This is a genomic window from Mesorhizobium sp. P2_C5_2, from assembly GCF_056404535.1.
Genome location: NZ_JBFUDV010000008.1, coordinates 191,515 through 216,272 on the forward strand (window position 1 = coordinate 191,515; position 24,758 = coordinate 216,272).

General features: G+C 63.5%; 20 protein-coding genes, 1 pseudogene and 1 riboswitch. Of the genes and pseudogenes, 12 read left to right on the plus strand and 9 right to left on the minus strand.

Going from position 1 to position 24,758, the window contains the following annotated elements; translation table 11 throughout:
* Positions 1-18: 18 nt before the first annotated feature.
* Complete coding sequence (gene phaR, locus AC1D1B_RS27410) at positions 19-630, minus strand: polyhydroxyalkanoate synthesis repressor PhaR (RefSeq protein WP_477336092.1); 612 nt, start codon at positions 628-630, stop codon at positions 19-21.
* Between the two features lie 303 nt (positions 631-933).
* Between phaR and AC1D1B_RS27415 the strand changes: the two genes are divergently transcribed.
* From AC1D1B_RS27415 to AC1D1B_RS27440, 6 genes are all read left to right on the plus strand, one after another.
* Complete coding sequence (locus AC1D1B_RS27415) at positions 934-2,118, plus strand: acetyl-CoA C-acetyltransferase (protein WP_477336094.1); 1,185 nt, start codon at positions 934-936, stop codon at positions 2,116-2,118.
* A gap of 88 nt (positions 2,119-2,206) precedes the next feature.
* Positions 2,207-2,932, plus strand: a complete 726-nt coding sequence (gene phbB / locus AC1D1B_RS27420) for an acetoacetyl-CoA reductase (protein WP_477336095.1) — start codon at positions 2,207-2,209, stop codon at positions 2,930-2,932.
* Positions 2,933-3,642: 710 nt separating this feature from the next.
* Positions 3,643-7,056 carry a helicase-related protein gene (locus AC1D1B_RS27425; protein WP_477336097.1) on the plus strand — a complete coding sequence of 1,138 codons (3,414 nt, stop codon included), beginning with the start codon at positions 3,643-3,645 and terminating at the stop codon, positions 7,054-7,056.
* A 10-nt stretch (positions 7,057-7,066) separates the two neighbouring features.
* Positions 7,067-7,453, plus strand: coding sequence for an RNA-binding S4 domain-containing protein (locus AC1D1B_RS27430; protein ID WP_477336099.1), 387 nt, complete (start codon positions 7,067-7,069; stop codon positions 7,451-7,453).
* A 149-nt stretch (positions 7,454-7,602) separates the two neighbouring features.
* Positions 7,603-7,941, plus strand: coding sequence for a ferredoxin FdxA (fdxA, locus tag AC1D1B_RS27435; RefSeq protein WP_027031582.1), 339 nt, complete (start codon positions 7,603-7,605; stop codon positions 7,939-7,941).
* A gap of 426 nt (positions 7,942-8,367) precedes the next feature.
* Positions 8,368-8,949: a CarD family transcriptional regulator gene (locus AC1D1B_RS27440; protein ID WP_023673664.1), complete on the plus strand. Its 582-nt coding sequence runs from the start codon at positions 8,368-8,370 to the stop codon at positions 8,947-8,949.
* Positions 8,950-9,034: 85 nt separating this feature from the next.
* On the opposite strand, the gene AC1D1B_RS27445 is transcribed toward AC1D1B_RS27440, so the two are convergent.
* The 3 genes from AC1D1B_RS27445 to AC1D1B_RS27455 form a co-directional block, all read right to left on the minus strand.
* Positions 9,035-9,796: an amino acid ABC transporter ATP-binding protein gene (locus AC1D1B_RS27445; RefSeq protein WP_477336101.1), complete on the minus strand. Its 762-nt coding sequence runs from the start codon at positions 9,794-9,796 to the stop codon at positions 9,035-9,037.
* The gene (locus tag AC1D1B_RS27450) at positions 9,793-10,473 is read right to left on the minus strand and encodes an amino acid ABC transporter permease (protein WP_023693608.1); all 681 of its coding nucleotides are present in this window, start codon (positions 10,471-10,473) and stop codon (positions 9,793-9,795) included. Before AC1D1B_RS27450 ends, AC1D1B_RS27445 begins: the two co-directional genes overlap by 4 nt.
* A 143-nt stretch (positions 10,474-10,616) precedes the next feature.
* Positions 10,617-11,390 carry an amino acid ABC transporter substrate-binding protein gene (locus AC1D1B_RS27455; protein WP_477336103.1) on the minus strand — a complete coding sequence of 258 codons (774 nt, stop codon included), beginning with the start codon at positions 11,388-11,390 and terminating at the stop codon, positions 10,617-10,619.
* 401 nt (positions 11,391-11,791) lie between these two features.
* On the opposite strand from AC1D1B_RS27455, the gene AC1D1B_RS27460 reads away from it, so the two are divergent.
* A complete protein-coding gene (locus tag AC1D1B_RS27460) occupies positions 11,792-12,655 on the plus strand; it encodes an RNA polymerase factor sigma-32 (protein ID WP_477336105.1) in 864 nt (287 codons plus the stop codon).
* A gap of 164 nt (positions 12,656-12,819) precedes the next feature.
* On the plus strand, positions 12,820-15,183 hold the full coding sequence (locus AC1D1B_RS27465; RefSeq protein ID WP_477336106.1) for a caspase family protein: 2,364 nt from the start codon (positions 12,820-12,822) through the stop codon (positions 15,181-15,183).
* A gap of 47 nt (positions 15,184-15,230) precedes the next feature.
* Here AC1D1B_RS27465 and AC1D1B_RS27470 read toward each other — a convergent pair whose 3' ends face one another.
* The 4 genes from AC1D1B_RS27470 to thiB form a co-directional block, all read right to left on the minus strand.
* The gene (locus AC1D1B_RS27470) at positions 15,231-16,637 is read right to left on the minus strand and encodes a M48 family metalloprotease (protein WP_477336138.1); all 1,407 of its coding nucleotides are present in this window, start codon (positions 16,635-16,637) and stop codon (positions 15,231-15,233) included.
* 334 nt (positions 16,638-16,971) lie between these two features.
* Complete coding sequence (gene thiQ / locus AC1D1B_RS27475) at positions 16,972-17,724, minus strand: thiamine ABC transporter ATP-binding protein (protein ID WP_477336140.1); 753 nt, start codon at positions 17,722-17,724, stop codon at positions 16,972-16,974.
* 8 nt (positions 17,725-17,732) lie between these two features.
* Positions 17,733-19,331: a thiamine/thiamine pyrophosphate ABC transporter permease gene (gene thiP / locus AC1D1B_RS27480; RefSeq protein WP_477336108.1), complete on the minus strand. Its 1,599-nt coding sequence runs from the start codon at positions 19,329-19,331 to the stop codon at positions 17,733-17,735.
* 244 nt (positions 19,332-19,575) lie between these two features.
* Positions 19,576-20,577: a thiamine ABC transporter substrate binding subunit gene (thiB, locus tag AC1D1B_RS27485; RefSeq protein WP_477336110.1), complete on the minus strand. Its 1,002-nt coding sequence runs from the start codon at positions 20,575-20,577 to the stop codon at positions 19,576-19,578.
* Between the two features lie 48 nt (positions 20,578-20,625).
* Positions 20,626-20,740: riboswitch (TPP riboswitch) on the minus strand.
* Between the two features lie 208 nt (positions 20,741-20,948).
* Between thiB and AC1D1B_RS27490 the strand changes: the two genes are divergently transcribed.
* From AC1D1B_RS27490 to AC1D1B_RS27505, 4 genes are all read left to right on the plus strand, one after another.
* Positions 20,949-21,608: a thiamine diphosphokinase gene (locus AC1D1B_RS27490; RefSeq protein ID WP_477336112.1), complete on the plus strand. Its 660-nt coding sequence runs from the start codon at positions 20,949-20,951 to the stop codon at positions 21,606-21,608.
* 1 nt (position 21,609) lies between these two features.
* Entirely contained in the window at positions 21,610-23,430 is a 1,821-nt protein-coding gene (locus AC1D1B_RS27495) for an ABC-F family ATP-binding cassette domain-containing protein (RefSeq protein WP_477336114.1), read from the plus strand.
* Between the two features lie 79 nt (positions 23,431-23,509).
* Positions 23,510-23,752 carry a type II toxin-antitoxin system CcdA family antitoxin gene (locus AC1D1B_RS27500; RefSeq protein WP_181057822.1) on the plus strand — a complete coding sequence of 81 codons (243 nt, stop codon included), beginning with the start codon at positions 23,510-23,512 and terminating at the stop codon, positions 23,750-23,752.
* Complete coding sequence (locus AC1D1B_RS27505) at positions 23,752-24,051, plus strand: CcdB family protein (RefSeq protein WP_477336116.1); 300 nt, start codon at positions 23,752-23,754, stop codon at positions 24,049-24,051. The genes AC1D1B_RS27500 and AC1D1B_RS27505 overlap by 1 nt, the downstream gene beginning before the upstream one ends.
* A gap of 28 nt (positions 24,052-24,079) precedes the next feature.
* Here AC1D1B_RS27505 and AC1D1B_RS27510 read toward each other — a convergent pair.
* A pseudogene (locus tag AC1D1B_RS27510) lies at positions 24,080-24,758 on the minus strand (hypothetical protein); the annotation flags it as partial.

Sequence of the window (24,758 nt, forward strand, 5' to 3'; positions counted from 1 at the left end):
GCCATTCCCTGGTCGCCTCTACGACATGGTGTCGAGCTTGCGCTGCATGGCGGCGATCTGTTCCTTCAACTCCTGAAGGTCGTCGCCGCTCTTTTCTGGCGCTTCCTTGCGGGTCGGCTCGGGCGCAGCCGCGGCAGCGCCATTCGCGGCGGCTGGGAACGGCGTGAACAGGCGCATGGCGTTCTGGAACATTTCCATGTTGCGGCGCGTCTGCTCTTCCAGCGCCTTGATCGGCGTGGCGATCTTCATCACATCCAGCGGCGACTTGCCGATCGCACCCTTCATCTGCTCGCGAAAGCGCTCCTGTTCCTTGGAGAAGGCGATCATCGACTGTTCAAGGAAGCTCGGCACGATCATTTGCATCTGGTCGCCGTAGAAAGCGATCAGCTGGCGCAGGAACGGGATCGGCAGCATGTTCTGCCCGTCCTTGTTCTCCAGCTCGAAGATGATCTGCGTCAGCACCGGGTGGGTGATGTCGTCGCCGGTCTTGGCGTCCTGGACCGTGAACTCCTCGCCCTTCTTGACCATCTCGGCCAGATCCTCGAGCGTCACATAGGTGCTGGTGCCGGTGTTGTAGAGACGGCGGTTGGCATATTTCTTGATAATGATTGGGTCGTCTTTCGCGGCCATCAGCATCCTCCCGGGGACACCGGCGCGCCTGAGTAAGCCGCCGGTAACGATTGCGCCATTTTTAAGGATATGCGCAAAAGCTCCATAATTCCAAGCGCTTTGTGCAGTGCGGCATCATTTATTGCTGCATGGCGGGCTAAATATGCTGCGCAGCAATGGCCAGGCGATCGCGCCGGCCGCTCGTGCCCTGCTTGCGGCGCATGGCCGGCATGCCCATTTCCGGTTTGACTTGGGGTGTGGAACGGGCAAGAAAAGTCCCAACAAGCACCCAAGAACACGACACCTCGAAGTCTGGAGAGAAAAATGTCCGCTTCCAATTCAATCGTCGTCGCCAGCGCCGCACGCACCGCTGTCGGCTCCTTCAACGGCGCCTTCGCCGCCACCCCGGCGCATGAGCTTGGCGCCGTCGTCATCAAGGAGCTTTTGTCGCGTGCCGGTGTCGAGCCGGGCGAAGTCGACGAGGTCATTCTCGGCCAGGTGCTGACCGCGGCACAGGGTCAGAACCCCGCCCGCCAGGCGTCGATCAATGCCGGCCTGCCCAAGGAGACGACCGCCTGGGGCCTCAACCAGGTTTGCGGCTCGGGCCTGCGCGCCATCGCGCTCGGTATGCAGCAGATCGCCACCGGCGACGCCAAGGTGATCATCGCCGGCGGCCAGGAATCGATGTCGCTGTCGCCGCACGCTGAGCACCTGCGTGCCGGCGTCAAGATGGGCGACTACAAGATGATCGACACCATGATCAAGGACGGCCTGTGGGACGCCTTCAACGGCTACCACATGGGCAACACCGCCGAGAACGTCGCCCGCCAGTTCCAGATCACCCGCGACGACCAGGACCAGTTTGCACTGGCCTCGCAGAACAAGGCCGAGGCCGCGCAGAAGGGCGGCAAGTTCAAGGACGAGATCGTCGCCGTCACCATCAAGGGCAGGAAAGGCGACACCATTGTCGACCAGGATGAATACATCCGCCACGGCGCCACCATCGACGGCATGACCAAGCTGAAGCCGGCCTTCGACAAGGACGGCACGGTGACCGCCGCCAACGCTTCCGGCATCAATGACGGCGCCGCCGGCGCGCTGCTGATGACCGAGGCTGAAGCCACGCGGCGCGGCATCACGCCGCTGGTGCGCATCGCATCGTGGGCCACCGCCGGCGTCGATCCGGCGATCATGGGAACCGGACCTATTCCCGCCTCGAAGCGGGCGCTGGAGAAGGCCGGCTGGTCGGTCAAGGACCTCGACCTCGTCGAGGCCAATGAAGCCTTCGCCGCGCAGGCCTGCGCCGTCAACAAGGGCATGGGCTGGGATACGTCGATCGTCAACGTCAATGGCGGCGCGATCGCCATCGGCCATCCGATCGGCGCTTCGGGCGCGCGCGTCTTCAACACGCTGGTTTTCGAAATGCGCCGCCGCGGCGCCAAGAAAGGCCTCGCCACGCTGTGCATCGGCGGCGGCATGGGCGTCGCTCTGTGCGTGGAAGCGCTGTAAGAACGAAACAAGGCACTGACGAAAAACGAGTGGGGAAAGAGGAATTACCCACTCGTTCATGCGACAACTTTAATGCCAGGGAGGACACATGACCAAAGTAGCGCTCGTCACCGGTGGATCGCGGGGCATCGGCGCCGCCATATCGGTCGGCCTGAAGAATGCGGGTTACACGGTTGCCGCCAACTATGCCGGCAATGACGAAGCGGCTGGGAAATTCAGCGCGGAAACCGGCATCAAGACCTACAAGTGGTCGGTCGCCGACTACGACGCCTGCGCGGCCGGGATCAAACAGGTCGAGGCCGATCTTGGCCCGGTCTCGGTGCTGGTCAACAATGCCGGCATCACCCGCGACGCCATGTTCCACAAGCTGACGCGTGAGCAGTGGAAAGAGGTCATCGACACCAACCTCTCCGGCGTCTTCAACATGACGCATCCGCTGTGGGGCGGCATGCGCGACCGCAAATTCGGCCGCGTCATCACCATCTCCTCGATCAACGGCCAGAAGGGCCAGGCCGGCCAGGTCAACTATTCCGCCGCCAAGGCCGGTGACATCGGCTTCTCCAAGGCATTGGCCCAGGAAGGGGCTCGCGCGGGCATCACCGTCAACGTCATCTGCCCCGGCTACATCGCCACCGAGATGGTCAAGGCGATCGACGAGAAGGTGCTCAATGAGCGCATCATTCCGCAGATCCCGGTCGGCCGGCTCGGCGAACCGGAAGAGATCGCGCGCTGCGTCGTCTTCCTCGCCTCCGAAGACGCCGGCTTCATCACCGGCTCGACCATCACCGCCAATGGCGGCCAATACTTCGCCTGAGGACCAATGTTTCGCCTAAGGAAGAAAACGGGCCGGTTCACGGCCCGTTTTTTATCGCCGACCGGCTATGCTCCCAGAGCCTACGCATGAGACGCTGCCCCGTTCCGGCACGCAAAGATTAACGCCTCTCGCCTGGCCTGTGCAAAACCCGCTTCACAAGCTGTGAATTCTCGGCGGGCAAGCTGTGGATAACACAACATGTTGGGGTGAACAGAACGTGAAAATCTCAACATCGCTCATTCGTCCCCGATTCGTTCCTGCTTTGACCGAAATGTTAATGGCGAAGGCCGGAAAACTCAGCCAAATGGTTAAGATCGGTTAAGAAAAGTCAATAATTTCATAATCTTGGCCGAGGCCTGTTGGAGCGCGATGAGGCTTCGCCGGCTAAGGTTAACGCGAAAGCTCGTCTTGCATGAATCGGGCCAGTTCAACGGATTCAGCATGTGGTGAGACTCCCGGTCGCAAAATCCACATGTAGCCGTGAACAAAAGCGGAATCCGCAGGAGTCACTGATTCGTCGCCGATTCGTTCCAGACTCGTTCCAACTGTTAATCGGGAGCGAATCCGGACCTCGAAGGAGGACGGCGGGACTGACGGCCGGAACATTCCGCTTTCGCTTCGCGCCCGAAATCCCTATGTGTCGCCTGTCATACGCGCCATGCGAGGCGCGCTCCCGACAACACGATGCAGAAAGCCTCATTTCCGGGCCGATGAACATCCAGCCGAAACACACCGAGCCGCTGATCCTGTCGGGCCGCGACGTGACCGCCGTGCTGGGTCCGACCAACACCGGCAAGACCCATCTCGCCATCGAGCGCATGGTGGCGCATGAGAGCGGCATCATCGGCCTGCCGCTCCGCCTGCTGGCCCGCGAAGTCTACGCCCGCGTCTGCGAAAAGGTCGGCGCCCACAGAGTGGCGCTCATCACCGGCGAGGAGAAAATCCAGCCGCCTGGCGCGAAATATTCGGTCTGCACTGTCGAAGCCATGCCGCGCGAGACCGACGCCGCCTTCGTCGCCATTGACGAGGTGCAGCTCGCCGGCGACCTCGAGCGCGGCCACATCTTCACCGACCGCATCCTGCATCTGCGTGGCCGCCAGGAAACACTGCTGCTTGGCGCCGCCACCATGCATGGCATTTTGCAGCGCCTGCTGAAGGGCGTCTCGGTGGTGACGCGGCCACGGCTGTCGCATCTGGCCTATGCCGGCTCGAAGAAGCTGACCCGTTTGCCGCGTCGCACCGCCATCGTCGCCTTCTCCGCCGACGAGGTCTATGCCATCGGCGAGCTGATCCGCCGCCAGCAGGGCGGTGCTGCGGTCGTACTCGGCGCGCTGTCGCCACGCACCCGCAACGCCCAGGTGGCAATGTTCCAGGCGGGCGACGTCGACTATCTCGTTGCCACCGACGCCATCGGCATGGGTCTCAACCTCGATCTCGACCATGTCGCCTTCGCCCAGAACCGCAAATTCGACGGCTACCAGTACCGAAATCTGACGGCGGCCGAGCTCGGCCAGATCGCTGGCCGCGCCGGCCGGCATCTGCGCGACGGCACCTTCGGCGTCACCGGCCAGGTCGATCCGCTGGACGAGGAACTGGTCAAGCGCATCGAAGGGCATGAATTCGATCCGGTGAAGGTGCTGCAGTGGCGCACCGCGCATTTCGATTTCGCCAGCCTCGATGCCCTGAAGCGCTCGATCGAGACCAACGCGCCGGTCGAAGGCCTGACGCGGGCGCTGCCGGCGGTAGATGCGCAGGCGCTCGAACATCTCTCCCGCGACGAGGACATCCGCGCCCTCGCCACCAATGCCAAGCGCGTGGCGCTACTGTGGGAAGCCTGTGCTCTCCCCGACTACAGAAAGATCGCACCGGCCCAGCACTCCGACCTGATCGCCTCGATCTATACGGACCTCGCCAAACACGGCCATGTCGACGAGAATTACATGGCCGAGCAGGTGCGCCGCGCCGACACGACCGAGGGTGACATCGACACGCTGTCGCACCGGATTGCCCAGATCCGCACCTGGACATTCGTGTCCAACCGGCCGGGCTGGCTGGCCGATCAGGCACACTGGCAGGAAAAGACGCGTGAAATCGAAGACAGATTGTCGGATGCGCTGCATGAGCGGTTGACGAAACGGTTTGTAGACCGCAGGACTTCCGTCCTCATGCGGCGCCTTAGAGAAAATACAATGCCTGAAGCCGAAATCAGTCCTACCGGAACCGTCCTTGTCGAAGGCCATCATGTCGGCGAGTTGCAGGGGTTCCGCTTCACCGCCGACCAGAGCGCCGGCGGCGAAGACGCCAAGGCCGTGCGCACGGCGGCGCAAAAAGCGCTGGCCGCCGAGTTCGAGGCACGCGCCGAACGCTTCGGCGCCTGCGCCAATGGCGACCTGGCGCTCGGCTCAGACGGCACGCTGCGCTGGATCGGCGCACCGATCGGCACGCTGGTTGCGGGTGAGGACGCGCTGAAGCCGCGCCTCGTGCTTTTGGCCGACGAGCAACTGACCGGCCCAGCCCGCGACAAGGTCGCCGCGCGCGCCGAACGCTTCGTCAATTTCCAGATCGAGTCGCTGCTGAAGCCGCTGGTCGACTTGAAGAACGCCGAGCAGATCACCGGCATCGGCCGTGGCATCGCCTTCCAGCTCGTCGAGCATTTCGGCCTCATCAACCGCCGCGACATCGCCGAGGAGATGAAGTCGCTCGACCAGGAGGGCCGCGCTGCGCTACGCCGGCTCGGCGTGCGCTTCGGCGCCTACCATGTCTTCGTGCCGGCACTGATCAAGCCAGCGCCCGCTGGACTGATCACGCTTTTGTGGGCGCTGAAGAATGACGGCAAGGACAAGCCGGGCTTCGGCGACGTGGTGCACGCGCTGGCGTCCGGCCGCACTTCGGTGGTCATCGATCCGGCTTTCGACAAGACTTTTTACAAGCTCGCCGGCTACCGCAATCTCGGCCGCCGCGCCGTGCGCATCGACATTCTGGAACGGCTGGCCGACCTGATCCGCCCGGCCACCAACTGGAAGCCAGGTCTCGGACAACGCCCCGATGGCGCCTATGACGGCCAGTCCTTCATGGTGACGCCGCCCATGATGTCGATCCTCGGCGCCACCGCCGACGACATGGAGGAGATCCTGAAAGGTCTCGGCTACCGCGCCGAGCCGAAGCCGCCCGCAGAGGTGAAGGCGCGGCTGGAAGCGCAGGACAACGCCGCGCGGGAAGCGGCTGCCGCCAAGCTGGCGGAAGCGGCTGCAAAGGCCGAGCAGGCCCAGGCGGCGGAAGCCGCTGCAAGTGAAGCCGTCGCTGAAGCGTCGGCCGCTGAGTCGGATGCGGCTGCCGCCACCGCGGCTACGGCTGAGGAGCCCGTCGCCGAAGTCGCAGCGGAGGCTGTTGCGGACACCCAGCCGGAGGCGCCTGCCGAAATTACGGAAGAGACACCGCTGGTGGTAGAAGCCGCGGCTGAAACGCTTGCGGAACCCGCAGCTGAGTCAGAACCGGAACCTGAAGTTACCGAGGTTGCGGCCGCACCAGCGGAGGCGGGAGCCGAGGTCGTCGAGGCCGAATCGCCAGAACCGGTCGCCGAAACCTCGGTTGCAGGCGAAGAGGCTCCAGCCGAAACGGCCGCAGTGGCGGAAGCTGCTGCCGGCGAAGCCGCGCCAGAGGCTGAAGAACCAAAGCCGATCTTGTTGTGGCGGCAAGGACGTTTCGAGCAGCGCCCGCGCCATCGTCACGAAAACCGCCGGGACAATCGCCCACGCAACGGCCAGGCGGCCCGCACCGATGCGCCTGCCGATGCCGCCGCCGGACAGCCGGCACCGGGCGAGCGGCCGGCCTATCAGGGCCGGCGCGACCAGCGTGACGGTGCTGCCAAGCCGCGCTTCGACCGCTCGAAGTTCAAGCCCAAGCCGCAGGCCGAGGGCGAACAGCGCCGCGACGGCAAGCCGCAAGGCGAGCGTCCCCGCGAAGGCCGCCCCGACTGGAAAGGCGGCAGGCCTGAAGGCAAAGGCGGCCCGCAAGGCGGCAAGCCGGCCTTCCAGGCCAAGCCGCGCGAGGAACGCCCGGTGCGCTTCGATCCGGACTCGCCCTTCGCCAAGCTCGCCGCCCTGCGCGACCAGCTCAAGAAGTAGGCTCGCTGCGATGGTTGCTGAGGGTCGTCAGCGCATCGACAAGTGGTTGTTCTTCTCGCGCGCGGTAAAATCGCGCTCGCTGGCGGCCAAGCTGGTGGTCGCCGGACGCGTCCGCGTTAACAGCGACAAAGCAGCGCAGGCATCGGATCTGGTCAAACCCGGCGACGTTTTGACCATCACTCTCGAGCGCCGCATCTCCGTCTGGAAGGTGCTCGGCACCGGTGTGCGACGCGGCCCCGCCGAGGAAGCGCGCACGCTCTATGAGGATCTGTCGCCGCCGCCGGCGCCGAAAGGTGAGGCTGTTGCCGATGCCATTCCCGCATTGCGCGACGCCGGCAGCGGCCGACCGACCAAGAAAGAGCGCAGGCAAACCGACCGGCTGTTCGGCGAAGACTGAAGCGTTGGCGCCCTCCGCCATGCCGGCGATCTGGAATTCCATTCCGGACGCGCCGGTCCCGCCGGGAACAGCCGCCCTTGCAAGCGGCAGGCAAAGGCGTTACCTCACCAAAAAAGCCTAGCGAGGACGGGACGTCCCGGAGCCGACCAATGACCTATGTCGTGACCGACAACTGCATCAAATGCAAGTACATGGACTGCATCGAGGTCTGTCCGGTCGACTGTTTCTATGAAGGCGAAAACATGCTCGTCATTCATCCAGACGAGTGCATCGACTGCGGCGTCTGCGAACCGGAATGCCCGGCCGACGCCATCAAGCCCGACACCGAGCCGGGTCTCGACAAATGGCTGCAGGTCAACACCGAATACGCCGAGAAATGGCCCAACATCACCGCCAAGAAGGAGCCTCCGGCAGACGCCAAGACCTTCGACGGCGAGGCCGGCAAGTTCGAGAAATACTTCTCCGCCGAGCCGGGTGAAGGCGACTGAACGCATGACGCCGAAATCGGAGTCGATTTCGGAAAGGATCATGCGCAAATCAAAAAAGTGCGGTCGATTTGACCGTCATAACGCTGCGTAACGCGCATCATGCATCAACCGCCTTGACAGGCGGCGATGTCGCTCGACCTTCGCGTTTGCAGCAAAACCTTGATTCTTCCGACTTTTTGTGCTACATCAATCGAAACATGCCGGTGACACAACGTCGATTTATGGCGCAAGCGCCCCAAATCACTGAAAGGTGAAATCCCCAATCGGACCAGAGCGATCTGGGCCAGGCAGTCGCTATGTATGCGGTTTGCCGGTCCCGGCTTTTTCCGATGGGTTCATCTGTTGTGCGGCTAACGATCGGTGGCCCCGGTCGCAAGCGTTCGGACCGGCAGGCCGCCGGTACCACAACAAGGAGTTCAGGGCGTAATGGCAACGATCACCCCGCAGAAGAAGTCCACCTCGGCACGTCACGGTTTCAAGACCGGCGAGTACATCGTCTATCCGGCGCACGGCGTCGGCCAGATCGTCTCGATCGACGAGCAGGAAGTTGCGGGCCACAAGCTGGAACTGTTCGTCATCGACTTCCAGAAGGACAAGATGCGGCTGAAGGTCCCGGTCGCCAAGGCGACCTCCATCGGCATGCGCAAGCTGTCGGAAGAGGATTATGTCGAGCGCGCGCTGAAGGTCGTGCAGGGCCGCGCCCGCGTCAAGCGCACCATGTGGTCGCGCCGCGCCCAGGAATATGATGCCAAGATCAATTCGGGCGACCTGATCTCGATTTCGGAAGTCGTGCGCGACCTCTACCGCGCCGACAACCAGCCGGAGCAGTCCTATTCCGAGCGTCAGCTCTATGAGGCGGCACTCGACCGCATGGCCCGCGAGATCGCGGCCGTCAACCGCATGTCCGAAACCGAAGCCGTGCGCCTGATCGAGGTCAACCTCAACAAGGGTCCTAAGCGCGGCGCCAAGGCTGACAATGAGGAAGCTGAGCAGGAAGAAGCTGCCTGATCGCTTTCGAATTTGAATTCATGAAAAACCCGGCCTTGCGCCGGGTTTTTTGTTTTTGGTCTGAGATGCTGCCGGTGACGTCTGCCTAAGCTTCCTTCTCGGCCTCCTGCTTCAGTGTCGCGATAAAGCGCTTCGTCCGTTCGCGCTCCGGGTTGGAGAACACCACGGCGGACGGCCCCTTCTCGACGACCACGCCGGCATCGAGGAATACCACTTCTTGAGCGATCTTTGAGGCGAGGCGCAGGTCGTGCGTCGCCATCACCATGGTCGTGCCCTCGCTGGCCAGCTTTCCCAGCACGTCGACCACTTCCTGCGCCAGTTCGGGATCCAGCGCCGAGGTCGGCTCGTCGCACAGCAGCACCTTGGGCGACGGCGCCAGCGCGCGCGCAATCGCCACACGTTGCTGCTGGCCGCCCGACAGCGTCGCCGGCCAGGCATCGGCCTTGTGCGCCATCCCGACCTTTTCGAGCAGCGCCAACGCCCGTTCGCGCGCCTTCGCCGTCGGCCATTTCAGCACCGTCACCAGGCCTTCCATAACGTTCTCGATCGCGGTGCGATGCGGGAACAGCTGGAAATTCTGGAACACCATGCCGGTCTGCAGCCGCAACCGTTGAATGTCCCGGCTGGGGATCTTGATACCCGGTCGGAATTCCAGCGTCTCATCGCCGATGCGCACCGTGCCGGAGGTCGGAATCTCCAGGAGGTTGATACAGCGCAGCAGCGTGCTTTTTCCGCCGCCGGACGGCCCTACCAGCGCGGTGACGCTGCCTTCGGCGATGGTGACCGTCACGCCCTTCAGCACCAGATTGTCGCCGAAGCGCTTTTCGATGTCGGTGAGGCCGATCATGAGCGCGCCTCCAGGAAGCCGCCATAGCGGTTGAGCCGCTCCTCCAGCCGCGTCTGCAGGGCCGAAAGCACCGAGCTCATCGCCAGATAAAGGATCGCCGCCTCGACATAGAGGATCAGCGGTTCATAGGTGGTGGCGACGATGCGCTGCGCTGCCTGGAACATCTCCGGCACGGTGATGGCCGCGGCCAGCGACGTATCCTTGACCAGCGAGATAAAGGTGTTGGACAGCGGCGGCACCGCGACGCGGCCGGCTTGCGGCAGGATGGTGCGCCGCATCGCCTGGCTCCAGGTCATGCCTATCGAATAGGCCGCCTCCCACTGTCCCTTCGGCACCGAGCCGATCACTGCGCGGATGATTTCCGAACTGTAGGCGCCGATGTTGAGGGTGAAGCCGATCAGCGCCGCCGGAAAGGCGTCGAGCAATATACCAACGGAGGGCAAGCCGTAGAAGATCAGGAACAGCTGCACCAGCAGCGGCGTGCCGCGAAAAATCCAGACATAAAAGCGAACCACGGCGACCAGCGGCTTCGGCCCGAACAGCCGCACCAGGGCGACAACCAGCCCGACGAACAGGCCGAGCGCGAACGACAGTAGGGTCAGCGGCACGGTGAAGATCAGCGCCGCCCATAACAGCGTCGGCAACGAGTCCAGCATCAGATGCAGCCAGTGCGGCACGAACGGCTCCTCCCCTCACAGACTGCCGGCGATGACCGGCAGCGCGATTATGTGCTTCTCATATCATGCGAAAAACGGCGAACCGTCAAAGACGGCCCGCCGCTGTTGTGTCATTGCCGCCGGCGACCGCCGGGAGACCTTCGTTACTGCGAAACGTCCTGGCCGAAATAGGTGTCGGCGATCTTCTTGTAGGTGCCGTCGGCCTTGATGTCGGCCAGCGCCTTGTTGATGGCCGCCACCAGCTCTGGATCGCCCTTGCGCACGATGACACCGGAATAGTCGGCGTTTTCTTCCTGCGCGGCGATCTTCACATTGGCGTCCGGCTTGTGCTTCTTGAAGTCGAGGAAGGACAGGCTGTCATTGATGGTGGCGTCGGCGCGGCCGGTGAGCAAAAGCTGGATCGACTGGTCGAAGCCGTCGGTGCCGACGAGTTCGGCACCGTTTGTCTCGGCGAGCTTACCGAAATTCGAGGTCAGCGACTGCGCCGACTTCTTGCCCTTGAGGTCGGCGAAGGTCTTGATGTCGGTGTTGTCGCCGCGCACGATAAGCACCGCCTTGGAGGCGATGTAAGGGTCGGAGAAGTCGTACTTCGCCTTGCGCGCGTCGGTGATGCCGACCTCGTTGATGACGGCGTCGTAGCGGTTGGCGTCGAGACCGGCGATCAGTCCGTCCCATTTGCCTTCGAGGAACTCGACCTTCACGCCGAGCTTGTCGCCGATCGCCTTGGCGATCTCGACGTCGAAGCCGACCAGCGCGCCGGCATCATTATGGTAGGTGAAGGGCGCGTAGGTGCCTTCCGTGCCGACCTTGATGGTGCCGGCCTGCTTGATCTGGTCGAGATTGGCGCCGGCATGGCCTGATGTGACAGCCAGAACCTGCAGCGTTCCGGCGACGATGAGCGAATTGAGCCATTTCATTTTTCTGTGATCCCGTCCTTGGCCGGTGTCCGGCGCTTGTGAGAGCCGGAAACTGACAGATAGAGAGCCGCAAAATAAGGAACCAGATTTCAAAAAAATGGCGATCCAGAAATCAGATACTCAAAGCTGCACTGATCGGTGCCATTCGCCCCGCTTTTGCGGAGTTGGCACAGGCTGTCGCACAGCACAACACAAGCAACATCGGCGGCGGAACCAATCCCCGGTGTGGCACGTTCATGCCGTGTTGTAGGGCGCGGCGTTTCCATTTCAAGAACCCTAGCTGCGCCAGACCGGAGCAATTCCAGGAAAAGTGTGAAACGGTTTTCCGTCCGGAATTGCTTCAAGACAAGGAGATAGCGGCCGCCAGGCCGTCCGAAAATGTCCGGGAGCAGGAGCGCGGCATGATCGAAGACACGGCAGGACGGACCATGGTCCGCGCGGCGATGAGGGCCCCCTACCTCGAGCGCGACGAGGAACATGTTCTCGCCTTGCGCTGGAAGGAAGACCAGGACCAGCAGGCGCTGCACCAGATCACAGTCGCGCATATGCGGCTGGTCATCTCCATGGCTTCGAAATTCCGCCATTACGGCCTGCCGCTCGGCGATCTGGTCCAGGAGGGCCATGTCGGGCTGCTCGAAGCGGCGGCGCGCTTCGAGCCGGAGCGCGAGGTGCGCTTCTCGACCTATGCGACATGGTGGATCCGCGCCTCGATGCAGGATTACATCTTGCGCAACTGGTCGATCGTGCGCGGCGGCACCTCTTCGGCGCAAAAGGCGCTGTTCTTCAACCTGCGGCGCTTGCGCGCCCGGCTGGCCAATGGCGCCGAGCCGATCTCCAACGCCACGCTCTATCGCGAAGTGTCGGTAGCGCTCGGCGTCTCCGAGGCCGATGTGGCGATGATGGATTCCAGGCTTTCGGCGCCCGACTCCTCGCTCAACGCGCCACTCGCCGACGATACCGGCACCACCGAGCGCATGGACTTCCTGGTCTCGGACGATCCGCTGCCGGACGAAGTCGCCAGCGACACCATCGATGTCGAACGGCGCCTGGTGTGGCTGAAGGCAGCGCTCAGAGCGCTCAATGCGCGCGAACTCAGGATCATCGAGGAACGCCGGCTGAGCGACGAAGGTGCCACGCTTGAGGCGCTTGGCGAGACGCTCGGCATTTCCAAGGAGCGCGTCCGCCAGATCGAGGCGCGAGCCATGGAAAAGCTGAAGGTGGCGCTGGTCAAACAGAACCCTGAATTCGAGACGCAGGCAGCCTGAAATATCTTGTTGTCAGCAGTATTAATTTAATTGCCAACCAAAAAATAAGATCAGCACGTCTGATTTCCTTCTCCCTCATGCCCAGATTGTGAATTCTTTAACAGACCTCCTTAGCTGAGGGGTGTCTTTGGGGGTTTCAGATCATAGCGGATGAGGATTTTGCCATGTCGCGATTCTGCGTGTTTCTTGCAGCTTTGATCCTTGTGACCCTGACGACTTTCGAGGCTAGCGCCGATCGACGGGTTGCTCTTGTGATCGGCAATTCCGAATACCGGGAACTTCCGGCGCTCAAGAACCCGGACAAGGATGCCGGAGACGTTGAAAGCACGTTCCGGACGGCCGGCTTCGACGTTTTCGTCGCCAAGGATTTGACCAGGCTTCAGTTCGAGGAGCGTTTCCGCACCTATCTCGCGGCGGCTGACGGTGCTGATCTCGCAGTGGTCTATTATTCAGGCCACGGCTTCCAGATCGGCGGCGAGAACTTTCTCATCCCGGTCGACGCCACGCTTAAGGATGCGGCCGACGTGGAAGTTCAGGCAATCAAGCTCGATGACATGTTGCAGCAGTTGCGCTCGAAATCGAAAATCCAGGTGATCATCCTCGACGCCTGCCGCAACAATCCTTTTCCGCGGAAGAACTATTGGCTTCGCGACCAGCTGATCGTCGCCAGCGGTAGCGGATTGGCGCAGGTGAAGGGTTCTGAGAACGCGCTGATCGCCTTTGCCACCGAGCCGGGAGCCGTTGCCTATGACGGGAGCGGCAATCTCAGCCCATTTTCCTCCGCCTTCTCCCGTCGTGCGTTGGCGCCGAACCAGGAGATAAGGGCCGTCATGTCCGCCGTGCGCCGCGATGTGGTCAAGGCAACCGATGGCAAGCAGGTTCCATGGGAAAATTCCTCGCTTCTCGATGATGTCTTTCTGATGCCCCGCGCCAACCGCCCGGCGCTGCCGCCGGTGTTGGAGAAAATCGTGCCGTCCGGCATCGGGCCAGTCGCGCTGGATCTACCGACGCCAGTTGACGTCGACGGCGGCGCAGTCAGCGTCAGCATCGAAAGCCTGCCGGCACTCGGGCGGCTGACGCTTGACGGCAAGCCCTTGGCCATGGGCGAAAGGATCGAGGGTGCGGACCTGCCCCGTCTGCGCATGGACGCCCCCGAATTGGCGGGTGGGCAGGAACAGGTGGATACGCTGGCCTACACCACGCACAACGAGTGGGGTGGCGAATCCCAGGGCGTTTTGCTGTTGCGGATCAGAAACGGCGCGGGCGCCGAGGGCAAGCAGCTCATGGCCTCGCTCGCGGCCGAGCAGAAGCAGGCGGTGGTTGAGCGCGGCATTCGTATCGCCGACGCCGCCGAGGCGATCGAAAACCGCGACATCGAAATTCCCGTCGGCGTCGGCCCGGTTCCGCTCAAGCTGGATTTCCCAGCTAAGGACCCGTCGATCAGCTTGAAGCTCGCAAGCTATCCGGCAACGGGGATGCTTTCCCTGCCGGACCGCATCCTGTCGCCTCAATCGAGCCTGATGGCCGACGATGTCGACAAATTGCGCTACGAGGCGCAGCTCGGCTCCGCGACGCCCGTCGAGATCGGCTTTCAGATCCGTGCCGACGACGCATCGAGGCAGGCTACGCTGAAGCTGTCGCCAAGCGTCGATCCCTGCGATCGGGCGGCGGGCGAACCTCTCGACCTGCAAGGCGTTGTCCCGGGCCGGCTGGTGAACGAGATTGGCGGCGACGCGGTTGAGCTCTGCCAGGCCTCGGTGAAGACCTATCCAGAGATTGCCCGCTTCCGTTACGAACTCGGACGGGCATTGCTGGCCTCGGGCAAGGTCGATGAGGCCAGGCAGGCAATCCAGCAGGCCGCCTACAAGGGATATGTCCGCGCGGCCTTTGCGCTCGGTTCCATCGTCTCGTCTGGAATAGGGACGGCCGCGGATCCTGACCAGGCCAACCGCTTCTATTCAGAAGCATCCGACAAGGGTGATCCCTACGCCATGACCGCGTGGGGACGCACCCTGTTCAATGGGCGTGGCGTCCAGCGCGATACCGCCAAGGGATTAGACTTGCTGCTCAAATCGGCGGCGATGGGGCATATCGATGCCATGAACGATCTCGCATCGATCTTCATGGAAGGTCGCAATGGTGTTCCAGCTGATCCGGACCGCGCGCTCGCCTTCTTCAGAGCCGGGATCGAGCGGCAACAGATGTATTCCCTGGGTGTTCTCAGCACCCCGAAGCAGGTCGCCTTGGCGGTTCCGGTGTGCAAGGTCCAGCCCCCGAAAATCATCACGAAAATAAAGGTAGTTCACATACCCGCGCCAAGACCGAAGACCCCGAAACCAGGCAAGCGGACAGCCGCAGCAATTCCGGACAAACCCGTGCAGAAGCAAACCGGCCGGGCCGCCTGGAGCGGCAACAACGGTGAGCCCCGTTCTGGAGATTTTGGTGGTGGTGAGGGCACCGACAGCAGCACCAGCGAAGGCACCGATGGCGACAGTGGCACCGATACCGACACTAACAGCAACTTCTGAGGGTACCAGTGACCGCAGCCGGGCAGACCCTATCGAACCGGACTGCGCTACTTGTCCGTGACGATCTTGACCTTGTCGCCGGCCGAAACCGAGGCGCCCGGCGACATCGCGTTGAGCACGCGGAACAGATCGAGCTTGCGGTCGACGCCGACCATCTGGGCAGAAAGCGAGCCCATGGTCTGGCCGGCCTGAACGGTGACGACGCGGATGTGCAGCGGCTTCAGCGCCGCCTTTTCGGCAGGGCTCAGGATGCGGAACGAGCCGCTGACCGAGCGCGCCACCGGATCGAGCGTCGTGCTGGCCGACGGGGCCGCCGTCAAAAGCCGGTAGACTTGGCCACCGGCGCGGATCACCGCAATGTCGAACTGCCAGCCGTCGGCCCCGGCATGCGCGGTCGCCGCCTCGTTGCCGTTGATCGTCTCCTGGCGCACGCTGGTCTCGTCGAGACCGGCCACCCAGCCGCTTCTGATATAGTCTGTCAGCGCGCGGTCCTTGTCGATCGACACGCCGTCGAACCGGACAGCCATGTCGCCGGGGCCGGTCGCCGTCACCGCCGCGGCCGTATTGTCGATGATGAAACCGTCCGGCACGGTGAACGACACGCCGAGGCCTGGATGCAGGAAGGTCTGGCCGCGCACATAGCCTTCTTCCGGCGTATCGCCGTAGAGCAGGCCGTCAATGCCAGCCAGGAAGGAATCGCGGTCGCGCGTGCCGACGCCCGGCGCGCCGAACTGGCGGGCATGGCGCTGCGCCAGATCGATACGCTGCGGCGTGTTGGGGTGCGTGGCCAGGAAGTCGAGGCTGGCATCGGTCGCGCCTGATATCGAGCGGAAATCGGTATAGGCCGACATCGACTGCAGGAAGCGGCCGGCGGCATAGGGATCGTAGCCGGCTTCGCCGATCGACTTGATGCCGATGGCGTCGGCCTCCAGCTCCTGGTTGCGCGAAAACTGCGCCAGCCTCAGCTTGCCACGGATCAATGCCGCCTTGGCAGTCGGACTGTCGCCGAGCACATCGGAAACCACCTTGGTCGCCAGGCCTTCCTCGGCCTCGAGCTGCTGGCGCTGCAGGCCATGGTTGGCGGTGACGTGGCCCATCTCATGCGCGATGACGGCCGCGAGTTCGGCCGAATCATTGGCCAGCGCCAAGAGGCCGCGGGTGACGTAGAGATAGCCGCCGGGCAGGGCGAAGGCGTTGACGTTGGGCGAATTGAGGATGGTGATGCGATAGGTCTGGGTTGGATTGGCCGACACCACGGTCAGGCTGCCGACGACCTTGGCCACCATGCGCTCGAGCTTGGGATCGGAATATTCGCCGCCATAAGTGGCGAGGATGCGCGGATGCTGCGCCTTTGCCAGCTCGGCGAGCTTGCTGTTGGCGGCGACATTGTCGACCGTGATCGGCTTGTCGGAAGGCTGAAAGCCGGATTCCTGCACCTCGGGCGGCGTGAACATCTGGCAACTGGCCAGCGCCACGGCAAGACCGGCCAGCGCGAGGAAGCGCGCCAGCGGTCTGCGTCTCAAAGTGTCAGTGCCGGTCGACAGCACGGCGTCCCTTCAGCTCTCGGCGCATGACCTGGACCCAGGAGTCCGCGCCAGCGAAAAATCGAATTTTCGGTGGCAATCCTGCACAAATCAAAAAACCTACAGCGTTTTACACATCCGGATGGATGCGGCGCTGTAGGGGCAAATCACGGCTCGTGCCGGACCAGTACTGGGCGGACCTAGCCACATCAGCTGGACCATGGCAAGCAAGCGCCACATCACCTGTAGCCGGTTTGGTCGTAAATTATGTCCGCTTCCGGGCAATATCGCGTGATCCGCCCGAACTTGCGCCGATATAGCGCCGAAACGCTTCAGGGCCAGTGCCATCGAAAAAATCCGCGGCAAGTCCGGTTGCGGCAACCCTGCCATTGTCCAGAAAAACAATGTCCTCGCCGATGCGTCGCGCGTCTTCCGGCTGATGCGTGACGAACAGCATCGTCATCGCCCGCTCGGCATGGACGCCGGCCACCAGGTCGAGCATGTCGTCGCGCAGCGCTGGCCCAAGCGAAGCGAACGGCTCGTCGAGCAGCAGCACCGGCCGGTCGCGCACCAGAACGCGGGCGAGCGCCACGCGCTGCCTTTCGCCGCCGGAGAGTTCGCGTGGCAGGCGCTTTTCCTTGCCGGCAAGGCCGACACGGCTCAACGCTTCGGCGATCGCGGCGCGGTCGGTTTGCGTCAGGCTAAGCGAGGGCGAGCGGCCGAGGCCGACATTCTTCTCGACCGAGAGATGAGCAAACAGATTGTTTTCCTGGAACACCATCGAGACTGGTCGCGCCGACGGCGCGGAAGCGCCGACATCGGCGCCGCCGATCAGAACGCGGCCGGATTGCGGCGTCTCGAAGCCAGCGACCAGATTGAGCAAGGTCGACTTTCCCGAACCGCTTGCCCCCATGATGGCGGTGATCTTGGACGCGGCGAATTCGACATCGAACAGGAACGGCGCCTCGCCATAGCTGAACGAGACCTTGTCCAGCCGCACGGCCACGCCTTTTTCCATGGCGGAAGTCACGATCTTTCTCCTCGTCCCAACCAATCCGCGGCGACCACCAGAGCGAGGCAGACCGCCCCGAGCAGCAAAGCCAGTCCGGCGGCGTCGACCGTGCGGTAGCTGCCCATGCGCGCCAGCAGGAGATAGGGCAAAGTCTGCACCGAATCGCTGCCGAACAGCGCTATGACGCCAAGATCGCCGAGCGACAGCGCCATGGCGAAGGCAAAGCCGGTGGCCAGCGGCCGCCGTAGCGACGGCCAATCGACCAGGCGTAGCCGGCTCCAGCCGGAAATGCCGAGCTGTGCGCACAGCTTTTCGTGGCGTTCGCTCGCTGCATCATAGGCCGGGCGCATGGCGCGGATGGCAAAGGGCATCGCCATCACCGCATTGACCGTGACGACCATGACCGGCGCGATGGCAAAGACATCGCTGACCGTGCGCAGCAAGAGGAACCAGCCGGCGCCGATGACGATGGGCGGCACGACGAGGACAAAACCGGCGCCGGTGTCGGTGGCACGTTCGAGCAGCGAGCGACCGCCACGGTGGCGCAGGGCCAGCGCCCGGCGCGCCATGATCAGCGACAGCGACAGCGCCACCGAAAGCAGCGCCGCCAGCAGGCCAAGACCGGCGCTGGTCAGCGTCGCCTGGCGCACCGCACTTTCGCCGGCCAGCCGGCTGAGATCGGCGCCAAGGCCGGAGGCGACGGTGGCCGCCATCGGCCCGGCGACGAACAGCAGAGCAAGCACGATCAATGCTGTGTTGAGCGCCGTTTCGATCGGGCCGGCCGAGAGATATCGGCGTGGCGCCACCGGCAGATTGGCGTCGCCGGTCACGTTGGCGCCCAGCCGCGTCAGCGCCAGCACCACGGCGAAGGTCAGCGCGATCTGCAGCACCGTGAGTGTGACAGCCCGTGCCGGATCGAAGTCGAAGCGCAGCGCCTGGTAGATGGCGACCTCCAGCGTCGTCGCCGCCGGCCCGCCGCCCAAGATGAGCACGATGGTGAAGGAGGTGATGCAAAGCATGAAGACAAGTCCGGCAACGCCCGGCAGGGCTGCACGCAGCACCGGCCATTCGATCAGCCGGAAAGCCGGTCTCGCCCCTATGCCGAGCTGGCTTACCAGCCGCCATTGATCGGCGGGCACCGTCCCCAGCGCTTCGAGGAACAGCCGCGTCGCCAGCGGCAGGTTGAAGAAGACGTGGGCGACGAGGATGCCCGAAAGCCCGTAGATATCAGGCCAGCTTTGGCCAGCGATCCCTGCGAAATAGCCCGCCCGGCCATAGAGCGCCAGTATGCCCAGCGCCGCGACAATGGCCGGCAACGCCAGCGGCACGGTGAACAGCTGCAGGATAAAGCCGCGGCCCAAGAAGCGCGGGTGCCGCGAGAGCGCACGCGCCACGAACAGCGCCGGCACGACGGAAAGCAGCGTCGAAAGCACTGCCTGCCAGAGCGTGAAGCGGACGACGCGCAGAAGATAGAGATCGAAGGCGGACGCGGCGCCGGAAAGGTCGTGCGCGCCTTCGCGGATGAGCCCGGCAAAGGCGCCGCCGATGAGCAGCGCGATTGCCGCGAGCGCGACGATGCCGGCGGTGATGCGGGGATCGCTGGGCGTTGGCATTCCGCCTAACCAAACACACGGGATGGTTTGAATAGGACGGAAGCGTTATCCGCGTCGAGTTCCCGCCCACCCCCCTCTGTCCTGCCGGACATCTCCCCCGCAGGGGGGGAGATTAGCAACTTCACTCCGCGTCCCGCACTTGCTGCGTGGAGGATTGGCGAAAGCGGTCGAGCGCTTGATCTCCCCCCTTGCGGGGGAGATGTCCGGCAGGACAGAGGGGGGTGTTCAAGCGCCATCCTGAATTCTACTTGCTCATCACCGTCAGCCACTCATCCACCCAGGCCTTGCGATTGGCCGCAACCTCTTCCGGGCTGAACAGCAGTGTCTTGGCCGGCTTGACCAGTTTGTCGAACGCCGGATTGAGCGGCTTGTCGGTTTTGCCCGCCGGGAACATCCAGTTGGTCTCCGGAATGACATTCTGGAACTTCGGTCCGGTCATGAAGGCCAAAAACTTTGCCGCCAGCGGGTTCTTCGCGCCTGTCGTGGTGATGCCGGCGACCTCGATCTGCAGGTATTCGCCCTCCTCGAAAGACGCCGCCTGGTAGCGCTCGGTGTTTTCGGCGACCATGTGGTAGGCCGGCGAGGTCGTGTAGGACAGCACCATCGGCGCCTCGCCCTTGGTGAACAAGCCATAGGCCTCGCTCCAGCCCGGCGTCACCGTCAGCACCTTCGGCTTCAACTTGGCCCAGGCTTCCGGCGCCTTGTCACCATAGACCGACTTTACCCAGAGCAGCAGGCCGAGACCCGGCGTCGACGTCCGCGGATCCTGGATGACGATCTTGTCGGCGGCGTCGCCCTCGACCAATTCCTTCAGGCTCTTGGGCGGGCTCTTCAGCTTCTCGGTGTCGTAAACGACGGCGAAGTAGCCATAGTCATAGGGGACAAAAGTATCGTCGCTCCAGCCGCCCGGCACGCTGTTTTCAGCCACCGCGCCATGCGGGACAAACAGCCCGGTGGCCTTGGCTTCGGCGGTCAGGTTGGTGTCGAGGCCAAGCACGATATCGGCTTTGGTCGAGGCACCTTCGAGCTTGACGCGGTTGAGCAGCGCGACACCATCGGCGACCGAGACGAAGTCGACGCTGCAGCCGCATTCGGCTTCGAATTCCTTCTTCACAGCAGGGCCGGGACCCCAGTCGGCGGTGAAGCTCTCGTAGGTGTAGATGGTAAGTTTGTCCTGCGCGGACGCAGGGCTTGCCAAAAGCGAAACAGCAAGACCCAGGGCTGGGACAAGACGGGACAAAAACATGCACATCGGCGCCTCCTCATGCGTGTTGAAAGGAATTGAGGCGTCGGTCTGTCCGAAGCGTCTAATCCCTCCGCCGGTACAAACCGGATCAGGTTCAGCGGGTTGGCGAGACTGCCTCTCAGCCGGTCCGCGAAAGTCGCGTCCGGCACCCCGTTAGAGCGTTTCGACACATAGGCCCGGCCAAGGTGCCACGCAAGCGGAAGTTTGCTCGAGCATGATCCCGAAAAGTGGGAACCGGTTTTCGGAAAAAGATCATGCTCCAAAAAAAGGAGCCAGATCAGGATGACGATTCAACCAAACGTCATCCTGATCTAGCGGCGGTGGCGCTCGGCCTTCCGTTTCGCCGGCAGGGCTGGTAAGGGCCACCGGATATGAGCACATTCACCATCCTGCTTGGCGGCGATCTCATCCGCACGCCCCGGCTCGACCGCCAGGTCGAGGGCACGCGCGTCATTGCCGCCGACGCCGGCATCGGCCATGCCCGCCTGCTCGGCCTGATGCCGGAGCTATGGGTGGGCGACTTCGATTCCGTGCCGGCGGACCTGCCCGCCGATCTCGCCGCCGTGCCGCGCCAGGTATTTCCGCCGGAAAAAGACAAGACCGACGGCGAACTGGCGATCGCAGCGGCGTTGGAGCGGGGCGCCACCAGCCTGGTGCTGGCCGGCGCTTTCGGCGGCAAGCGCGCCGACCACGCCTTCCTTCACCTGGCGCTCAGCCTGCGGCTGGCCGAGGCCGGCACAAAAGTGCTGTTGACCAGCGGCGCGCAGGAGGGCGTTCCCCTTTTGCCCGGCAAGGCCGGCTTCGACTACGCCGACGGTACGCTGTTTTCGGTGCTCGGCTTTTCCGATCTTTCGGGCCTCACCGTGACCGGCGCCAAATGGCCGCTCGACCATGTCGAGGTTGCCTTCGGCTCGTCGCTGACCATCTCCAACGAGGTCAAGTCACAGAAGACCGGGGGCCGGCTCGAAATCGCGCTCGGTCATGGCCGCGCGCTGCTGCTCGCTCATCCCTATCCCTTGCCTGAAAGCTGACATGGCCCCGCCCCTTCTCAATCTCGACGGGATAAAACTGACCTTTGGCGGCACACCGCTGCTCGATGGCGCCGAACTCACCGCGTCCGCCGGCGACAAGATAGCGCTGGTCGGCCGCAACGGCTCCGGCAAGTCGACACTGCTCAAGATCGCCGCCGGGCTGATCGAGCCGCAGGACGGCGAAGTCTTTCGCCAGCCTTCAGCGACGGTGCGTTATCTCCCGCAAATGCCCGACATGGAGGGCTTTGCCAATGTCCGTGCCTATGTCGAGGCGGGGCTTGGGCCGGCCGACGATCCCTACCGCGCCACCTATCTGATGGAGCATCTCGGCCTCACCGGCAACGAAAACCCCAACGATCTCTCCGGCGGCGAGGCGCGCCGCGCCGCTCTCGCCCGCGTGATGGCGCCGGAGCCCGACATTCTGCTGCTTGATGAGCCGACCAACCATCTCGATCTGTCGGTCATCGAATGGCTGGAAGAGGAGCTTGTCCGCACCTCGTCGGCGCTGATCGTCATCTCGCACGATCGTCGTTTTCTCGAACGCGTCTCGCGCGCCACCGTCTGGCTCGATCGTGGCCAGACCCGCCGCCTCGACAAGGGCTTTGGCCATTTCGAGGAATGGCGCGACCTGGTGCTGGAAGAGGAAGAGCGCGAGCAGCACAAGCTCGGCCGCCAGATCGTACGCGAGGAGCACTGGTTGCGCTATGGCGTGACCGCGCGGCGCAAGCGCAACATGCGCCGGCTTGGCGAATTGCAGACGATGCGCCAGCGTTTTCGCGGCCATCGCGGCGCCGAGGGCTCGGCGACCATGGTGGCCAGCGACGCCGCCGAATCCGGCAAGCTGGTGATCGAGGCCAAGAACATCGAGAAGAGCTTTGGCGATCTCACCGTGGTCAAGGGCTTTTCGACCCGCATCCAGCGCGGCGACCGCGTCGGCCTGGTCGGACCGAACGGCGCCGGCAAGACGACGCTGTTGAAGATGCTGACCGGTGAGTTGAAGCCAGATGCCGGCTCGGTCCGGCTCGGCACCAATCTGGAAATCGCCACGCTCGACCAGAAGCGCGAGTCGGTCGACCCGGCCGAGACGCTGTCGCAATATCTCACCGACGGGCGCGGCGAAAACCTCGTCATCAATGGCGAGCAGCGCCATGTCGTCTCTTACATGAAGGATTTCCTGTTCAAGCCGGAACAGGCGCGCACGCCGGTGCGCGAGCTGTCCGGCGGCGAACGGGCGCGGCTGCTTTTGGCCCGCGTGCTGGCGCGGCCGGCCAACCTTCTGGTGCTTGATGAGCCGACCAACGATCTCGACATGGAGACGCTGGAACTGTTGCAGGAACTGGTCGCCGGCTTTGCCGGCACGGTCATCCTGGTCAGCCACGACCGCGACTTCCTCGACCGCACCGTGACCAGCATCATCGCACCGGGCGGCGGCGGCGGCTGGATCGAATATGCCGGCGGCTATGCCGACATGCTGGCGCAGCGCGGCGGCACAAGGCTCGACGACCGCAAGGCACGCGCCAAGACTGAGGCAGGTGACACGCCGGCAGCCGGCAAGAGCGAGCCGGCAACGCCGAAGGGACCGGCGAAGAAACTGTCGTTCAAGCAAAAATTCGCGCTGGAATCGCTGCCCAAGAAGATCGAGGCGGTGATGGCCTCGATCTCGCGGCTGGAGAACAACATCGCCGATCCGGCTTATTACGAACGCGATCCGGCCTCGTTCCAGAAGACTATAGCCGCCCTCGACAAGGAACGCGCCACGCTGGCTGCGCTCGAGGAAGAGTGGCTGGAGCTGGAAATGCTGCGCGAGGAGATGGAAGGGTAGGCCCCTCCAATCGGCATCGCACGATTATTGCCTCCGTACCGGAATGCGCATACATTATGCGCATGTCTCGGAGGCTATTATGCGTAAGATTGCCTTGAATGCGATCCGTCAGCCAGCAAACCTGTCGATCGATTCGAACCTCATGAGGGAAGCCAAGGGGCTCGACGTGAATGTCTCGCGCGCCGCTGAAGCCGGTATAGCGGAGGCGGTGGCGGCTGAAAAAACGCGACTATGGAAGCTTGAGAACCGCGCCACTATGGATGCGTGGAACGACTATATCGACAAGGCCGGCATCCCGCTGGAAGAGTACCGGCAGTTCTGATGGCCCGCTACGATGTCTTTGCTGCCCGCAGCGAAGGCAACTATTTGCTCGACGTTCAATCCGACCTACTCGACAATTTCAAAACGCGAGTGGTCGTCCCGCTTCTGCCGGTCGCAACGGTGCCGCCGCCGATGCGAAGGCTTCATCCGATCTTCGAGATCAACGGCCGCAAGCTGGTTATGGCCACACACCTGATTGCTACTGTTCCCGCAAGCGAATTGGGTGAAAGCCGGCTGAACCTGACGAAGCATCACGACGACATCGTCGCCGCGCTCGACATGCTGTTTCAAGGCTTCTGAGCGATGGTAGCCACTGCAGCGGCCCGCCTCAGCCCGCTGTCTTCGCCTGCCAGGCCTTCAGCGCCTCGTCGAACACCTTCTCGCCGGGAATGCCCTTTTCCATGGTCAGCAGCGCCCGGCGTCCGGTCTTGTAGACCACCGGCACGTCGATCCAGTCCTGGCCCCGAAGCAAGGTGAGGTTGGCGTCCTCATCTGCCTTGGTGTCGTTGAGCGCGACCAGGAAGAAGCCGTCGGCGATCTTGGCCGGGATGCCGATCAGCGGGCTGCCGGCATCCTGTTCCGAGCTCTTCATAGCGACACGCAGGATGTTGTCGACGCCACCGCCGTCAAAGCCCTCGGGAGTCAGGAAGATCATCTCGATGATGTGGCTGGCCGGCAGCGTCTGGTCGGTGTTGCGGCGGATGGTCATGCGCAGCTGGATGTCCTTGCCGGGAATTGTCGCCTCGGCGCGGATCGCCGGTTCCGGCGGCAGGTCGCCGCCGGGCGATTCCTGGACCAGCGACCAGACGATGCTGCCGGGTTCGGCCGAACCTTGCGCGGTCGAGGTGCGTTCCTCGTAGAAGATTGCCTTCTGGCCGACTGCAACGGTCGGCTCGGGAGCTGCGGCCGTCGGTGCCGCGGGCGGCGTGCCGGTTGCGGGCGCCGGCGGAGTGGCCGCGGCATCAGCCGGTGCCGCCCCATTGGCCGGCGGTGCGGCGCCATCGGCT

Excerpts from the sequence above, each read along its gene's own strand:
- AC1D1B_RS27460 (WP_477336105.1), top strand. The coding sequence starts at position 11,792 with ATGATCGAAGACACGGCAGGACGGACCATGGTCCGCGCGGCGATGAGG.
- thiP (WP_477336108.1), bottom strand. The coding sequence starts at position 19,331 with ATGCCAACGCCCAGCGATCCCCGCATCACCGCCGGCATCGTCGCGCTC.
- AC1D1B_RS27430 (WP_477336099.1), top strand. The coding sequence starts at position 7,067 with ATGGTTGCTGAGGGTCGTCAGCGCATCGACAAGTGGTTGTTCTTCTCG.
- AC1D1B_RS27465 (WP_477336106.1), top strand. The coding sequence starts at position 12,820 with ATGTCGCGATTCTGCGTGTTTCTTGCAGCTTTGATCCTTGTGACCCTG.
- AC1D1B_RS27495 (WP_477336114.1), top strand. The coding sequence starts at position 21,610 with ATGGCCCCGCCCCTTCTCAATCTCGACGGGATAAAACTGACCTTTGGC.
- AC1D1B_RS27500 (WP_181057822.1), top strand. The coding sequence starts at position 23,510 with ATGCGTAAGATTGCCTTGAATGCGATCCGTCAGCCAGCAAACCTGTCG.
- AC1D1B_RS27455 (WP_477336103.1), bottom strand. The coding sequence starts at position 11,390 with ATGAAATGGCTCAATTCGCTCATCGTCGCCGGAACGCTGCAGGTTCTG.
- thiB (WP_477336110.1), bottom strand. The coding sequence starts at position 20,577 with ATGTTTTTGTCCCGTCTTGTCCCAGCCCTGGGTCTTGCTGTTTCGCTT.
- phaR (WP_477336092.1), bottom strand. The coding sequence starts at position 630 with ATGGCCGCGAAAGACGACCCAATCATTATCAAGAAATATGCCAACCGC.
- AC1D1B_RS27445 (WP_477336101.1), bottom strand. The coding sequence starts at position 9,796 with ATGATCGGCCTCACCGACATCGAAAAGCGCTTCGGCGACAATCTGGTG.
- AC1D1B_RS27415 (WP_477336094.1), top strand. The coding sequence starts at position 934 with ATGTCCGCTTCCAATTCAATCGTCGTCGCCAGCGCCGCACGCACCGCT.
- AC1D1B_RS27470 (WP_477336138.1), bottom strand. The coding sequence starts at position 16,637 with ATGTTCACGCCGCCCGAGGTGCAGGAATCCGGCTTTCAGCCTTCCGAC.
- AC1D1B_RS27490 (WP_477336112.1), top strand. The coding sequence starts at position 20,949 with ATGAGCACATTCACCATCCTGCTTGGCGGCGATCTCATCCGCACGCCC.
- AC1D1B_RS27505 (WP_477336116.1), top strand. The coding sequence starts at position 23,752 with ATGGCCCGCTACGATGTCTTTGCTGCCCGCAGCGAAGGCAACTATTTG.
- fdxA (WP_027031582.1), top strand. The coding sequence starts at position 7,603 with ATGACCTATGTCGTGACCGACAACTGCATCAAATGCAAGTACATGGAC.
- thiQ (WP_477336140.1), bottom strand. The coding sequence starts at position 17,724 with ATGGAAAAAGGCGTGGCCGTGCGGCTGGACAAGGTCTCGTTCAGCTAT.
- AC1D1B_RS27425 (WP_477336097.1), top strand. The coding sequence starts at position 3,643 with ATGAACATCCAGCCGAAACACACCGAGCCGCTGATCCTGTCGGGCCGC.
- AC1D1B_RS27440 (WP_023673664.1), top strand. The coding sequence starts at position 8,368 with ATGGCAACGATCACCCCGCAGAAGAAGTCCACCTCGGCACGTCACGGT.
- phbB (WP_477336095.1), top strand. The coding sequence starts at position 2,207 with ATGACCAAAGTAGCGCTCGTCACCGGTGGATCGCGGGGCATCGGCGCC.